General features: G+C 69.0%; 12 protein-coding genes. 6 read left to right on the top strand and 6 right to left on the bottom strand.

Annotated features, from left to right (window positions below):
• Nucleotides 1-261: 261 nt before the first annotated feature.
• The 4 genes from BUR94_RS11975 to BUR94_RS11960 all read left to right on the top strand — a co-directional run bounded on the left by BUR94_RS11975 (nt 262) and on the right by BUR94_RS11960 (nt 2,782).
• Nucleotides 262-483 (top strand): hypothetical protein, encoded by a 222-nt coding sequence (locus BUR94_RS11975; RefSeq protein ID WP_139301273.1) that lies wholly within the window; start codon nt 262-264, stop codon nt 481-483.
• Between the two features lie 80 nt (nt 484-563).
• Nucleotides 564-1,604 carry an aldo/keto reductase gene (locus BUR94_RS11970; RefSeq protein WP_074256452.1) on the top strand — a complete coding sequence of 347 codons (1,041 nt, stop codon included), beginning with the start codon at nt 564-566 and terminating at the stop codon, nt 1,602-1,604.
• A gap of 162 nt (nt 1,605-1,766) precedes the next feature.
• Nucleotides 1,767-2,312, top strand: coding sequence for a hypothetical protein (locus tag BUR94_RS11965; RefSeq protein ID WP_139301272.1), 546 nt, complete (start codon nt 1,767-1,769; stop codon nt 2,310-2,312).
• Nucleotides 2,300-2,782, top strand: coding sequence for a lipocalin family protein (locus BUR94_RS11960; RefSeq protein WP_074256450.1), 483 nt, complete (start codon nt 2,300-2,302; stop codon nt 2,780-2,782). The genes BUR94_RS11965 and BUR94_RS11960 overlap by 13 nt, the downstream gene beginning before the upstream one ends.
• A gap of 10 nt (nt 2,783-2,792) precedes the next feature.
• On the opposite strand, the gene truA is transcribed toward BUR94_RS11960, so the two are convergent.
• Both truA and hrpB read right to left on the bottom strand, forming a co-directional pair.
• Nucleotides 2,793-3,560, bottom strand: a complete 768-nt coding sequence (gene truA / locus BUR94_RS11955; protein WP_074256449.1) for a tRNA pseudouridine(38-40) synthase TruA — start codon at nt 3,558-3,560, stop codon at nt 2,793-2,795.
• 35 nt (nt 3,561-3,595) lie between these two features.
• Nucleotides 3,596-6,043 (bottom strand): ATP-dependent helicase HrpB, encoded by a 2,448-nt coding sequence (gene hrpB, locus BUR94_RS11950; protein WP_074256448.1) that lies wholly within the window; start codon nt 6,041-6,043, stop codon nt 3,596-3,598.
• A 58-nt stretch (nt 6,044-6,101) separates the two neighbouring features.
• Between hrpB and meaB the strand changes: the two genes are divergently transcribed.
• Nucleotides 6,102-7,076, top strand: a complete 975-nt coding sequence (gene meaB, locus BUR94_RS11945) for a methylmalonyl Co-A mutase-associated GTPase MeaB (RefSeq protein ID WP_074256447.1) — start codon at nt 6,102-6,104, stop codon at nt 7,074-7,076.
• 4 nt (nt 7,077-7,080) lie between these two features.
• Here the strand turns inward: meaB and BUR94_RS11940 are convergent, their stop codons facing one another.
• The 4 genes from BUR94_RS11940 to BUR94_RS11925 are packed head-to-tail and all read right to left on the bottom strand — an operon-like array spanning nt 7,081 to nt 11,971.
• Complete coding sequence (locus BUR94_RS11940; protein WP_074256446.1) at nt 7,081-8,532, bottom strand: patatin-like phospholipase family protein; 1,452 nt, start codon at nt 8,530-8,532, stop codon at nt 7,081-7,083.
• Between the two features lie 50 nt (nt 8,533-8,582).
• Nucleotides 8,583-9,941 (bottom strand): sensor histidine kinase, encoded by a 1,359-nt coding sequence (locus BUR94_RS11935; RefSeq protein WP_074256445.1) that lies wholly within the window; start codon nt 9,939-9,941, stop codon nt 8,583-8,585.
• Between the two features lie 7 nt (nt 9,942-9,948).
• Nucleotides 9,949-10,671, bottom strand: coding sequence for a response regulator transcription factor (locus BUR94_RS11930; protein WP_074257704.1), 723 nt, complete (start codon nt 10,669-10,671; stop codon nt 9,949-9,951).
• Nucleotides 10,672-10,681: 10 nt separating this feature from the next.
• The gene (locus BUR94_RS11925) at nt 10,682-11,971 is read right to left on the bottom strand and encodes a S1C family serine protease (RefSeq protein WP_084193014.1); all 1,290 of its coding nucleotides are present in this window, start codon (nt 11,969-11,971) and stop codon (nt 10,682-10,684) included.
• 169 nt (nt 11,972-12,140) lie between these two features.
• On the opposite strand from BUR94_RS11925, the gene BUR94_RS11920 reads away from it, so the two are divergent.
• Nucleotides 12,141-12,770 (top strand): hypothetical protein, encoded by a 630-nt coding sequence (locus tag BUR94_RS11920; protein ID WP_074256443.1) that lies wholly within the window; start codon nt 12,141-12,143, stop codon nt 12,768-12,770.
• Nucleotides 12,771-12,775: the final 5 nt, after the last annotated feature.

The raw sequence follows: 12,775 nt of genomic DNA, 5'->3' as shown, positions 1-12,775 counted from the left end.
TATCTTCAATGAGCCTAGCGGCTTTTTGGCGCCATGACCACAGTCCCCGGCGCCGGTGGCTGCAGATCGTCGGGGCCGGTGCGCAGGCAGGAAATGCTGCGCTGCGGCTACGAGTTGACTTGGTTAATAAACGTTAACGGCGTAGCATCCCGCGCAGGTTGGCGAGCAATCGCCGATCAGTGCGGCCGAAGGCGGGCCGATGATGACGATATCTTAATCGGGCGAGGCCAAGGTGGGTACACCTTCGGGCGGAGTGCAAAGATGAAATTCCTATCGTTGGCGATCATTCTGGTCTTCGGCTTCGGAACGGCCGGTCTCGTCGCCCAGGTGTTCGAGCCACACTGGCTGGTGATCGTGCTCGCCTACAGCCTTGGCACGCTCCTGGGGCTTCTGGTCATCTGGGCCGCTTACATCATCCCCCCCACGGGCAGCCGTGCGTCTCGCATCGAGGGTGGGGGAGAGCCCGCCAAACGCAACTCCTGAGCGGTGCCCTATCGCCTTGCCCCCCGGGTCCGGGGCACTAGGCTGTCGTCTGACGAAAAGCGAACAGGGACAGTTTTCCTATGAAGATCCAGACGCTCGGCAAGAGCGACCTCAAGGTGCCGATCTGGTGCCTTGGCACCATGACCTTCGGCAACCAGACCCCGGAAGCCGAGGGCCACGCCCAGATCGACGCCGCGCTCGACGCGGGGCTCTGCTTTCTCGACACCGCCGAGATGTATCCGGTCAACCCGGTGCGCGCCGAAACGGTCGGTCGCACCGAGGAGATCATCGGCAACTGGGTCGCCCGGTCGGGCCGCCGGGGCGACGTGGTGATCGCCACCAAGATCGTCGGCCCGAGCCAGCTGGTGCGCGACGGCAGGGGCATCACCGCCGAAACCCTGCGCGAAGCGGTCGACAACTCACTGCGCCGCCTGCAGACCGATGTCATTGATCTCTTTCAACTTCACTGGCCGCAGCGCGGCTCCTACCACTTCCGCCAGCACTGGGGGTTTGCGCCCGAAAAGCAGGATCGCGCCGCGACGCGGGCCAACATGGAAGAGGTGATGGCGGAGATGGGCCGCATCCGGGCCGCCGGCAAGGTCCGCCACTTCGGCACCTCCAACGAGAGCGCCTGGGGCATGATCCGCTGGAACCAGCTCGCCTCCGAAACCGGCGGCCCCCGGATGGAGACGGTGCAGAACGAATACAGCCTGCTCTGCCGGATGTACGATACCGACATGGCCGAGATGTCGCATCAGGAGGAGGTTTCGCTCCTGGCCTACTCGCCGCTCGCTGCAGGCCTTCTGACCGGCAAATATGTCGGCGGTGCGCGTCCGGAGGGCAGCCGCGCCGCGATCAACGGCGACCTTGGCGGCCGCATCACTCCACGTGCCGAAGCGGCGACCGAGGCCTATGTGGGGCTGGCCGCGCGGCACGGGGTCGATCCGGTCCACATGGCGTTGGCCTGGGCCGCCGAACGGCCCTTCATGGGGTCGGTGATCTTCGGGGCGACGACCTTGTCGCAGCTGGCGCATATCATCGCAGGGATGGACTTTGCCCTGACCGACGAGCTGCGCAAGGGCATCGCCGAAATCCACCGCGCCCATCCCCTGCCGTTCTGAGCATCACATTGCCGTCAGCCCGCAATATCTAGCGTATCCGGCTGGACATTTGGCGCATATCTGGCAGGCTCGCCGCGACCTGCGAGGAGGCTGACGGCAGTGCGAAGGGCTTGGATCTTGACCTCGGGGCTGGTGCTTTGCCTTGCGCTGGCTTCCTGCGTCATGCCGGGAAACAAGGCCAGGCCCGGGAGCGGCGAGACCGTGGCCGCAGCCGAGGCCGGCCCCGGAGACCCGAGGCCCAAGGCTCGCCCCGGCAGCGAGGCTGCGGCTTCGACCGGCGCAACACCCGCTGGCAAGGCTCCGACACAGGCTGCGCTGGAGCCCCCCGCGGCGGCGATGACGCCCGACGCGCAGGACGATCTTCTGCCCCAGGCCGCCGAGGCGGAACCGGCGAAAGCAGATGAGACACCCGCGCCAACCCTGCCCGACCAGATCTATCAGGCCCCCGAACCGCCTCCCGTGCCACCGGCCCTCACCGGCCAGGCCGCGCAATGCACCAAGCAGAAAGGCCGTTTCGTGCGGCGCGGCGAGGGCGGCACCTTCGTCTGCGTGAAGCCCACGCGCGACGCCAACAAGCGCTGCGATGACAGCTCCGACTGCGAGGGCCTCTGCTTCGCCAAGTCCCGCACCTGCGCCCCGGCCAGCCCGCTCTTCGGCTGTTACGACGCGCTCGAGAGCGGCCGGGTGGTGAACATATGCACCGAGTGATCCTCGTGGCCCTGCTGCTGGCCGGCTGCGCCAAGACGCCCACGCCGGACACGTATCGCAATCCGACCGCGCCGATCAGTTCCATTGCCCTCTTCGATCCCGCCCGGATCGCAGGTGAATGGCGCGAGGTGGCCTCTTTTCGTCAGGCGGGCCCGTGCCTGATCTGCCAGGCGCGGTTCACCACCAACGCGGAGGGTCTGGCACTGCAAAGCGTGGCCGGAACTGCACGGCTCGTGCCCTCGGGGCCGGGGCGCCTTGCGGTGCAGGGGCTTCCGGGCGACCTCTCCGAGCCGTGGTGGGTGCTCTGGGTCGATGCCGACTATCGCACGCTTGTCATCGGCACGCCTTCGGGCCGCTTCGGTGCCGTGCTCGACCGCGGCCGGATCGGACCCGACCGGATGAAGGCGGCGACCGAAATCCTCGATTGGGCTGGCTATGATACCGCGCGCCTGAGGCCCGCTCAGATGTGAGGGCAGAGGCCTAAGCGAAAGGGTCGGAGGGGTAATCCACCGCTCTCAAGTAAAGCCCATGCGGCGGGCAGACCGGCCCGCAGGCCGCCCGGTCCCGCGCCGCCAGCGCCGTCCCGACGTCCTCCGGCGCCCAGGCCCCCGCGCCAACCCGCTCCAGCGTGCCCACGAAGCTGCGGACCTGGTTGTGCAGGAAACTGCGGGCCGAGAGGTGAAAGCGAAATTCTCGGCCGCCGGGGTAATCCAGCTCCTCGATCTCCAGCCGGTCCAGCGTCTTGACCGGCGATTTGGCCTGACAGCCCGAGGCGCGGAAGGTTGTGAAGTCATGTTGCCCGATCAGCTGGGCCGCGCCCTCTTGCATGGCAGAGAGCGAAAGCGGCTGCATCACCCGCCAGGCCAGCCCGTCATCATGGGTGAGCGGCGCACGCCGCACCACGACGCGAAACAGGTAATGCCGAGCCAACGCCGAGAAGCGGGCGTGCCAGTCGTCCGGCACCGCGGCGCAGGCCACCACGGCGACCGGATCGGGCTTCAGGTGATAGTTCAGCGCCTCCGAAAGGCGAAACGGGTCCCAGTGCCTGGCCAGGTCGCAATGCGCGACCTGCCCAAGCGCATGCACGCCGGTGTCGGTGCGCCCTGCCGCCGCGATGCTGTGCTGGCCCGGCTCCAGCCGCGCCAACGCCGCCTCCACCGCCCCCTGCACCGAGGGCAGGTCGGCCTGCCGCTGCCACCCCGCGAAGGGTGCGCCGTTGTATTCGATTTTCAGTGCAAAGCGGGGCATTGCGGCGGTTTACGGCGGGCCGGGCGGCGGCGCAATCATTTGCGTGGCTTGGCGCGCAGGGTCGGGTCAGCGACGGTCGGGTCTTCGGGCCAGGGGTGCTTGGGGTAGCGGCCGCGCATGTCCTTGCGCACGTCGGCGTAGGACGACGCCCAGAAGCCCGGTATGTCCATCGTGGTCTGAACCGGGCGGCCGCCGGGCGAAAGCAGGGTCACGCGGAGCGGCTTGCCGGCCACGGTGGGGTGGTTCGTCTGGCCGAACATTTCCTGCAGGCGCAGAGATATCTCGGGGGCCTCGCCGGAATAGTCGATCGGGATGGTGCGGCCGAGCGGCGTGGTAAAGCTGGGCGGCGTGGCGCGGTCAAGCGCTTGCATCCCCTCCCAGCCGATCCGGGCCTTCAGGGCGTCGGTGATGTCGAGCGCGGCGATGTCGGCGGCGGTACGGATCTTGCCGAGATAGGGCAACAGCCAGTCTTCGGCCTCGGCGAGCAGGGCGCTTTCGGAGCAATCGGGCAGGTCGGGCATCAGGGCCACCCGGGCGAGCAGGCGGCGGGCGCGGTCGGTGAGCGGCAGGCCGAGGTCGCGGATGCCGTCGAGCGCGGCGGCCGAGAGGGCCTCTTCAGGCGCGTCCTTCCAGTTGCGATCGTCAAGCACCAGCGCGCCGAGCCGCTCCTGCTGCCGCGCCACGACCCGACGCTCGCGTTTCGACCATTCGGCCAGATCGTGCCAGGCGGGGGCCACACCGGGTGTGGCGCGCAGCTCGCTTTCGCTGATCGGCAGTGCCAGACGGATCCGGGCGTCGCGGCCCTCGCCCTCGATATCGGCCACGACGATGAGGCGCTGACCGGCAAGGTCATCCTCCGCCGCCATCTGCGCCCCGCGCCCGCCCGAGAGCAGGAAGCGCGGCGCATCTCCGGGGCGGCGCAATCCGATGCGGTCCGGGTAGGCCAGGGCCAGGGCCTGGGCGGCGGTCAGGTCTGAGGTCGGGCCGGCGAGGCGGGAGAGGCGCCTGGTTTCCGCCGCGATCCGTTTGAGCGCACCGCGCGCCGCCTCCGGGGCCAGGCCCGGATTCTGAAGGAGTTTCAGCCGCCTGGCGAGGTCCGTACCCGCGTTGCGGAGCGGGTCGCGCTCTTCCAGCAGCGCGGCGAGCGGGGCGGCGGAGGGGCCTGCGAGGGCGAGCATATGGCCCAGGCGGGGGTGAACGGGCAGGGCCGCGAGGGTCTTGCCATGCTCCGTGATCCGCCCCTCCCGGTCGAGTGCGCCGAGACCCGCGAGCAAGTCGCGGGCGGTGGTCATGGCCCCTTCTGGCGGGGGGGTGAGAAACCGAAGGCCCTCGCCGCCGCCCCAGAGCGCCAGTTCCAGCGCAAGCCCGGTCAGGTCGGCGGCTTCGATCTCGGCGGGGGGGAAGGCGGGCAGGGCGCCGTGGCCACCCTTTGTCCAGAGCCGGTAGACGCGCCCTGCCTCCACGCGCCCGGCGCGACCGGCCCGCTGGGTTGCCTCGGCGCGGCTCACCGGCTCGGTCAGCAGCCGCGACATGCCGGTGCCCGGGTCGAACCGGGCACGACGGGCTCGGCCCGCGTCGACCACCGTGCGGATACCGGGAATGGTGAGCGAGGTCTCGGCGATCGACGTGGCGAGCACGATCTTGCGCCGGTGATCCGGGCTGCCGAGCGAGAGTTCGATGGCCTTGCGCTGCTCGGAAAAGGGCATCGCCCCATAGAGCGGCGCGGTATACGCGCCCTTGGGCAGCCGCGGCTCGAGGGCCGCGACGGTGCGGCGGATCTCGCCTTCGCCGGGGAGGAAAACCAGCATGTCACCGTCCGTCTCGGCCAGTGCGCGCAGCACGAGGTCGGAAAGCGGCCCCTCGATGCGGGTGCCGGCGGGCAGGGGTGCATCGGCCCAATGTTCCTCGACCGGAAAGCTCCGGCCCTCGGATGTGATGACGGGCGCCTCGCCCATCAGGTCGGCCACCGGTGCGGCATCGAGGGTGGCGGACATGACCAGCAGCTTCAGGTCGGGCCGCAGGGCTTCGCGGGCTTCGAGCACCAGCGCAAGGCCGAGATCGGCCTGAAGCGAGCGCTCGTGGAACTCGTCGAAGATCACCGTGGACACACCGGCGAGCTCGGGGTCGGACTGGATCATGCGGGTCAGGATGCCCTCCGTCACCACCTCGATCCGGGTGGCGCGGCTCACCTTGGCCTCGCCGCGCATCCGGTAGCCCACGCCCTCGCCCAGCTGGGTTGACAGGTTCCGTGCCAGTTGTTCGGCGGCCCCCCGCGCGGCAAGGCGGCGGGGTTCGAGCATCAGGATACGGCCCGCCTCGGCCATTCCGGCCTCCCAGAGTGCGACTGGCACCATCGTCGTCTTGCCTGCGCCGGGCGGGGCCTGGAGCACGGCCATCCCGTCTCTCTGGAGCGCCGCGACCAGTTCGGGCAGCACCTCCGTGATGGGGAGGGCAAGCGTGAATGGGTCGTCAACTCGGCGCATGGGCTGGACATAGCCCGCCGCGACGGGGCAAACCATTGCAAAACGAGAGGGCAGCGGCTTGGACACGGGCGATCTGGCAGAGCGGGTGATGGCGGGTGAGCGGCGGGCGCTGGCGCGGGCGATCACGCTGGTCGAGAGCGCACGGGCCGACCACCGTGAGGCTGCCACCGCGCTGATGGGAGAGGTCGGCAAGGCCGGGCGGCAAGCCCTGCGGATCGGGCTTTCGGGCACACCGGGCGTGGGCAAGAGCACCTTCATAGAGACCTTCGGGCTGTTCCTTGTCGAGCGTGGGTTGAAGGTGGCCGTGCTCGCCGTGGACCCGTCCTCGGCCCGTTCCGGCGGCTCGATCCTGGGCGACAAGACGCGGATGGAGCAGCTCTCGCGTCACCCGATGGCCTTCATCCGGCCCTCCCCGTCGCAGACCCAGCTTGGTGGCGTGGCCCGTCGCTCGCGGGAGGCCGTTGCGCTTTGCGAGGCGGCGGGGTTCGACCTGGTGCTGGTGGAGACCGTGGGGGTCGGCCAGTCGGAGACGATGGTGGCCGGCATGGTCGATCTCTTCCTGCTGCTGCTCGCGCCTGCGGGCGGTGACGAGTTGCAGGGGGTCAAGCGCGGGATCATGGAGATCGCCGATATCTTGTTGATCAACAAGGCGGATGGCCCCCTTAAGGACGTGGCCCGCCGCACCTGCGCAGACTACGCCGGGGCGCTGCGGCTGCTGCGCAAGCGCTCTCAGGATCCGGAGGGATTTCCGAAGGCGCTGATGGTCTCGGCGGTGGAGGCGGAAGGGCTGAAGAAAGCCTGGGCCGAGATCGAGGCGCTGGCGGAGTGGCGGCGGAAGACCGGGACCTGGGAGCGGACACGGGCAGAGCAGGCCCGGCACTGGTTTGAAGAAGAGGTGCGGCACGGGCTGCTCAGGCGGCTGACCGAAGACAAGCCGCTCGCCGCGCGGATGAGGGCGCTGGGCGAAGCCGTTGCCGGGGGCGAGGTCAGCCCTGCGGAAGCGGCGGCGGAGATCCTGGCGCGCCTGGGCTGACGGCTCAGTTGGAGATCGGAGAGATCCGCCTCGGGGCGATGGGCGTGGCGCCGGCAGGCGGCCCGTCGAACCCCTCCTTGGCGCGAAGAAACCCATTGAATTCAGGGTTTTGTCGCGTCGATTGCCGGGCTGCCTCAATCGTCAGTGCCACCTGTTCGGGCTTCAGCTTTAGCCGCGTGGGGATGCTGTCGAGCTGCTTCTGCATGTCGTCGGGCAGGCCGTCGAAGCTGACCTGTCCGACGAAGAGCTTGACGTCCTTGCAATCCCAGCCGGCGGTGGTGCCCCGGATGCGCCGCACCTCCGAGGCGGGCAGGTCGCAGCGAAACTCCACAAGTGCCTCCTGCCAGCGGTCCAGCGTGAGGCGCATGGCGTCGTAGCCGGCGCGGGTGGCGGCCGACATGGAACTGGTGGCGATCGACATGGCCAGCTGCACGCCGCCGGGGCCGGGGAGCTTCTGGGTCCAGCCATAATCGGTGCGGACGCCTGCGTTGGCGACGAGAAAGAGCATGCGCTCAAGTTTCACCGCCTCTTCGACGGTCAGCGGGGCGTAGGCGTTTTGCGCCCGCGCTCGCTCGACGTTGAGGCCGGTGGTGCCGAAGTTGTCGGTGATGCCGCCGTCGAGCAGCTTTACGAAGCGGGCTTCCTCCGGGTCGGTGTAGCTCTCCAGCGCGCGGGCATGGGCCTTCATCGCCTCGGAGGCCTCGGGGTTGTAGCGTGCGGCGGTCAGCCAGTCGGGCTCTTCATACTGGCAGCTCTCCTGATGCGCCTCCAGCACGATGGGCGAAAAGACCAGCGGGAAGGCTGCCGAGGCTGCGACGGCCTCGGAGAGCGGCAGCTTCATCAGGTCGGAACAGAGCGCGTCAAAGGTTTCGGGCGAGAACAGGAAGGTGACGTTATTGGCCACGTCGCTGGCGTTGATCCAAGTCTTGACCCGGCTCTTGCGGCGCAAGTCGCCGAAGGTGGCGCCCCTGAACAGCTCTTCATCGAGAAAGCGCCCGAAGGTCTGGCGGCCGTTGGCGCCACCGGAGAGCCCGCGCACGATGGTGAAAGGGTTGAGGGGCGAGTTGGCCATGTATTTCTCGCCGTTCTTGTCGAGATAGGCGCGGAATTTCGGCATGCCCTGCGGGCCGGCGTAACCATACCAGGCGGCGGTGACGGATCCGCCGGAGACGCCGGTGACAAGGCGGACCTCGGAGAGGATACCGTCTGGGTCGTCGGGCGTGGCGGTGGCATCGCGCAGTGCCTCGAGCATGCCGTAGCTGAAGGCCGAGGCGCGGGTGCCGCCGCCGGAAAAGGCGAGCCCGACGAAGGTGGTGCCGTCGCCGGGGATCGCGGCTTCATCGGTCAGGGAGGGGTTGCCTGCCCCACCGAGAGGCTGGTTGAGCGGCTTGTTGACCGCCGAGCATCCGGCCAGAAGAACGAGGGCCGCGCCGCCCAGCACCGAGCGAAGCGTCATTTCACAACTGCCTGTTTTTGCACGCTACTCTCCCCCGGAGCCGAGTCGGTCTAGCCCATGTCGGGAGGCAGCTTAGGCCAGGCGATCTCGATGGAGAAACCCTTTTCGACATCGAGCACCCGGAGCTTGGCACCATGCCGGGTGGCGATGGCGCGGACGAGCGCGAGGCCAAGCCCGTGGCCGGCCACCTCGCGGTCGCGCTCGGCGCGGGCGAAGCGCTCGAACACCGCCTCGCGAGCCTCGGCGGGGACGCCCGGGCCGGTGTCGGAGATGCACAGGAGGTGGCGCTCGGGGCCCTCCTCTAAAGAAATCGTTATGGCATCGCCCGCACGGCAGAACTTGATGGCGTTGTCGACGAGGTTGGAGATGAGCTGCGCGATCAGGTTGCGGTCTCCCAGCAGCTTGCAGCCCTCCTGCAGCACGGCGCCGTAGTCGAGCGCCTTTTCCTCGGCCAGGGGTTCGTAGAGCTCGGTGACCTCGCGGGTGATCTGGCTGAGAGAGACGGGCACCAGCCCCGTGCCGCCACCGCTGGCGGCCTCGGCAGAGGAGATCTCGAGAAGGCTGTCGAAGATGCGGACGGTGCCGCGAATCTCGGACGACACGGCGGCGATGGCCTCGGGGTCGCCCTCGAGCTTGTCGAGCTTGCCCTGGATCCGGTTGAGCGGGGTGCGAAGCTCGTGGGCGATGGTATCCGACAGCCGTCCGTGGGCGCGGGTGAGGTGGCCGATGCGGTCGAGCATGGTGTGGATATGCCGCTCCAGCGCGCCGAACTCGTCATCTGCGCGGGGGCCGGGCAGGCGGGCGGAGAGGTCTCCCGCCGCGACCTGGTCGGCCAGGCGATTGAGCCGGTCGATCCGGCGCATGATGAAGCGAGAGACGAGCCAGCCGGCGACGAGGGAGAGCGCCACCAGCACCAGCGCGGTGGCAAGGATCTGGGCGCGGGTGGCGGCCAGCGCGGCCTCGGTGGGCGCGCGGGAGCGGGCGACGAGCATCGGGAAGCCGCCGCGCAACTCGCGGGCTACCCCGAGGTAGGGCGTGGCCGCGAGGGTGAAGTTGACCGGATCGGTGGCGTCGATCTCACCCGGCGTCGGGGTGAGGCCCTCGGGCATGGCGTCGATGTTGCCTGCGAGTTTTTCGCCGTCCTTGCCCTCCAACAGATAGAGCATGCCGGTTTCGGGCGCGGCGGCGGAGCGGAACTCCATGGCCTGACGCAGCGCGATGATCCGGCGCTGGTCGTAGAGCGCGGCGAGCCCGGCGAGGTCGGCGGCCAGCAGGCTGCGCTCGCGCCGCTCCAGCTCGGCGGCGGTGGCCCGGTATTGCAGGGCCATGGCGCCGAGGGAAAAGACGATCAGCAGCGCCGAGAGGCCGAGGGCGAGCCGCAGGGAGGCCTTGCCACGGAGCTTGCGCATGGGCGGCTCAGGCCTCGGGCGAGAAGACGTAGCCCTCGCCCCGCGCGGTCAGGATGATCGGGCGCCCTGCGGCGGTCTCCAGCTTGCGGCGGAGGCGGCCGACGTGCACGTCGACCACGTTGGTTTGCGGATCGAAGTGCAGGTTCCAGACATTCTCCAGCAGTTGCATCCGGGTCACCGTCTCCCCGGCGTTGCGGGCGAAGAAGGTGATGAGCTCAAACTCCTTCGGGCTGACGGCCACGTGCTTCTGGCCGATGTGCACCGTGCGGGCCTTCAGCCTGATCTCGACATCGCCGAAGGCCATCAGGTCGTTGTCGAGCACCACCATCTGGTTGCGGCGCAGAAGCGCGCGGAGGCGGGCCTTGAGCTCGTCGCCGTCGAAGGGCTTGGCAAGGTAGTCGTCGGCGCCCTTCTCGAGGCCCTCGATCTTGGCGCCCGAGGTGCCGAGGGCGGAGACCACGAGCACCAGGGCCTTGGAGCCGCGCCCGCGCATCTTGGCGATGGCATCGACCCCGTCGCCGCCGGGCAGCATCCGGTCCATCACGATCACGGCGAAGTCTGCCAGTTCGGCGGCACGCAACCCGCTCTCCCAGTCGCGCATCACCACGGGGTCGCAGCCCAGCGAGGTGACGGCCTCGGAGATGGTATCTGCCGTGGCCCGATCATCCTCCACCACGAGGATGCGGGGGGCTGCGGTGAGTTCGGTGTGGTCGGGGGCGATGTCTTCCATGACCAGCATCTCAGAGCACCACCACGGCGGGGTCAAGCACGTTGCCGCCGCCAACCGGCCGGAGGCGCGGGGTTTTATCCCACGGATCGAGATAGATATGCTCGGTCCGGCCCTCGGCATGGCGCACCAGCAGCACCATCGGCTCGGTGATCCGCAGGGCTGCGAGGCCACCCTCGATCTCGGTCAGCGGCTTGCCGTTGACGGCCAGCACCTCGTCGCCCTGGCTGAGGCCGGCGAGATAGGCGGGCGAGTTTTCGGAGATGTAGGTGACCTCGTTGCCGGCGAGGCGCACGCCCAGGCGGGAGAAGGTGAAGGCCGGGCGGGCGGAGGGCAGTGCGGCACGGTCGATGCCTGCCGTCTCGATATGCTCACCGCGGTCGAGCGGCATGGTGGCCAGAATGGTCTCGCCGGCGCGCAAGAGTTGCACGGCGATGCCATCGGAGCCCAGCACCGCCTCGACGGCGAAGGCCACGTCGCCCGGCCTGGCAACCTCGCGGCCCGCGACCGAGACAATCACGTCACCGGCGCGAATACCGGCACGGTCGGCGGGAGAGGCCTCGGCGACCGAGTCGACCAGAACGCCCCTCGCGGGGATGCCGAGTGCTGCGGCCAGGGCATCGTCGATCGGGCGGACCTGGAGGCCGAGAGAGGGCATTTCCTTGAGGGTTCCGGCGATAAGCTGGGGCACGATGCGGTCGAGATCGGCGGCGGAGATCGCGTAGGCCACGCCCACATAATGCCGCGAGCCGTCGGCGATCTGGCTGTTCATTCCGAGCAGCCGGCCCTCGGCATCGACCAGCGGGCCGCCGGAGCTGCCGGGATTGACGGCGGCGTCGTGCTGCACCAGGCGGATCGGCACGGCGGCTTCGACCTGCCGGGCCATGGCGGAGATGATGCCGCGGGTGAGGGTGAACTCGATGCCCAGCGGCGCGCCGAGGGCGTAGACCTGGGTGCCAAGCCCGGCGGGCGCCGCGGCGGGCTGGAGGCCGGGGCCGAAGGCCCCGTCGACCGCCAGGATGGCCACGTCGCGCACGTCATCGCGGGCCAGCACCTTCACGCGGCGGCGCTCGCCGGTGGTGCTCACCAGCACCACCTCGCGGGCGCGGCCGATGACATGGGCGTTGGTCACGGCCCAGGTGCCGTCGCGCCAGAGAAAGGCGGAGCCGAGAAACCGCTCGTGCCCGTCGGCGGATTTGACGATGAGGGTGGCATCCATTGCCCGGTCCAGCTCTCCAGCCCGCACGGAAACGGGGAGGGCGACCATGACGATAAGGAAGAGGGGAAGAAAGAGGGAGCGCATTTGGGTGGTCCTTCAAGTGTTTACGTCTTGGCCCAATGGCTAGCAGCGGCTCCGGTCTGTGCCACGTGACAAGTCCAGTCATGAAAGGGAATGCGGGCTCAGGACGGTTGATCGGGGGCGGGGGGCGGGGCAATCTGAAGCTCGAACCGATGCTCTTGCTGGAGACCCGATGATGCTGCGTGCAAGTTTGATTGCCCTTACCCTGGCGTGCGCCGCCCCTGCCCATGCGGCGGGCGAGATGCCGCCGCTCCGCGCGATGGAGATGTCGCGCACGCTCTTTGCGGCGGGGGTCGAGGCCCGCGATCCGCTGTTGATGGCCACGGCGGCCCAGCTGCGAAAGGGCGTATCCATCGAGGCGGTGGAACGCGCGGGCAGCGATGGCGAGGCGCTGGCCGGCGAGGCGCCCTTGAGCTGGGAAGCGATGCTCGACGCGGCCCGGGAGGCGGCGGGCGAGGACGAGGCGATGCTCTCGGTGATCGAGGATATCCGCACGGCGGGCACCAAGGGCGTTTCGACCGGGCCGGTCTATTCGATCTCGCGGCTAGCGGCCCGGAAGACCGACACCTACCCACCGCTGCCCTATGACGGCGGTGAATATGCCGAGGTCTACGTGGAGGGCGGCGGTGACTCCGATCTCAACCTCTATGTCTACGACGCCAAGGGCCGGCTGGTCTGCTCGGATACCGACAAGTCGGACGTGGCCTATTGCGGCTGGCGCCCGGCGACGAGCGAGGCCTTCACCGTGAAGGTCGAGAACAAGGGCGCCGGCACGAACCGCTACTCGTTGATGACGAACTGAGGGCA

Origin of the sequence: Vannielia litorea, from assembly GCF_900142295.1 — a bacterium.
GTDB lineage: Bacteria > Pseudomonadota > Alphaproteobacteria > Rhodobacterales > Rhodobacteraceae > Vannielia > Vannielia litorea.
This window is presented reverse-complemented; position numbering and strand designations above follow the sequence as displayed.

Coding starts and splice junctions, on each gene's coding strand:
- BUR94_RS11975 (WP_139301273.1), top strand. CDS start 262: ATGAAATTCCTATCGTTGGCGATCATTCTGGTCTTCGGCTTCGGAACG.
- BUR94_RS11970 (WP_074256452.1), top strand. CDS start 564: ATGAAGATCCAGACGCTCGGCAAGAGCGACCTCAAGGTGCCGATCTGG.
- BUR94_RS11965 (WP_139301272.1), top strand. CDS start 1,767: ATGCCGGGAAACAAGGCCAGGCCCGGGAGCGGCGAGACCGTGGCCGCA.
- BUR94_RS11960 (WP_074256450.1), top strand. CDS start 2,300: ATGCACCGAGTGATCCTCGTGGCCCTGCTGCTGGCCGGCTGCGCCAAG.
- truA (WP_074256449.1), bottom strand. CDS start 3,560: ATGCCCCGCTTTGCACTGAAAATCGAATACAACGGCGCACCCTTCGCG.
- hrpB (WP_074256448.1), bottom strand. CDS start 6,043: ATGCGCCGAGTTGACGACCCATTCACGCTTGCCCTCCCCATCACGGAG.
- BUR94_RS11940 (WP_074256446.1), bottom strand. CDS start 8,532: ATGACGCTTCGCTCGGTGCTGGGCGGCGCGGCCCTCGTTCTTCTGGCC.
- BUR94_RS11935 (WP_074256445.1), bottom strand. CDS start 9,941: ATGCGCAAGCTCCGTGGCAAGGCCTCCCTGCGGCTCGCCCTCGGCCTC.
- BUR94_RS11930 (WP_074257704.1), bottom strand. CDS start 10,671: ATGGAAGACATCGCCCCCGACCACACCGAACTCACCGCAGCCCCCCGC.
- BUR94_RS11925 (WP_084193014.1), bottom strand. CDS start 11,971: ATGCGCTCCCTCTTTCTTCCCCTCTTCCTTATCGTCATGGTCGCCCTC.
- BUR94_RS11920 (WP_074256443.1), top strand. CDS start 12,141: ATGATGCTGCGTGCAAGTTTGATTGCCCTTACCCTGGCGTGCGCCGCC.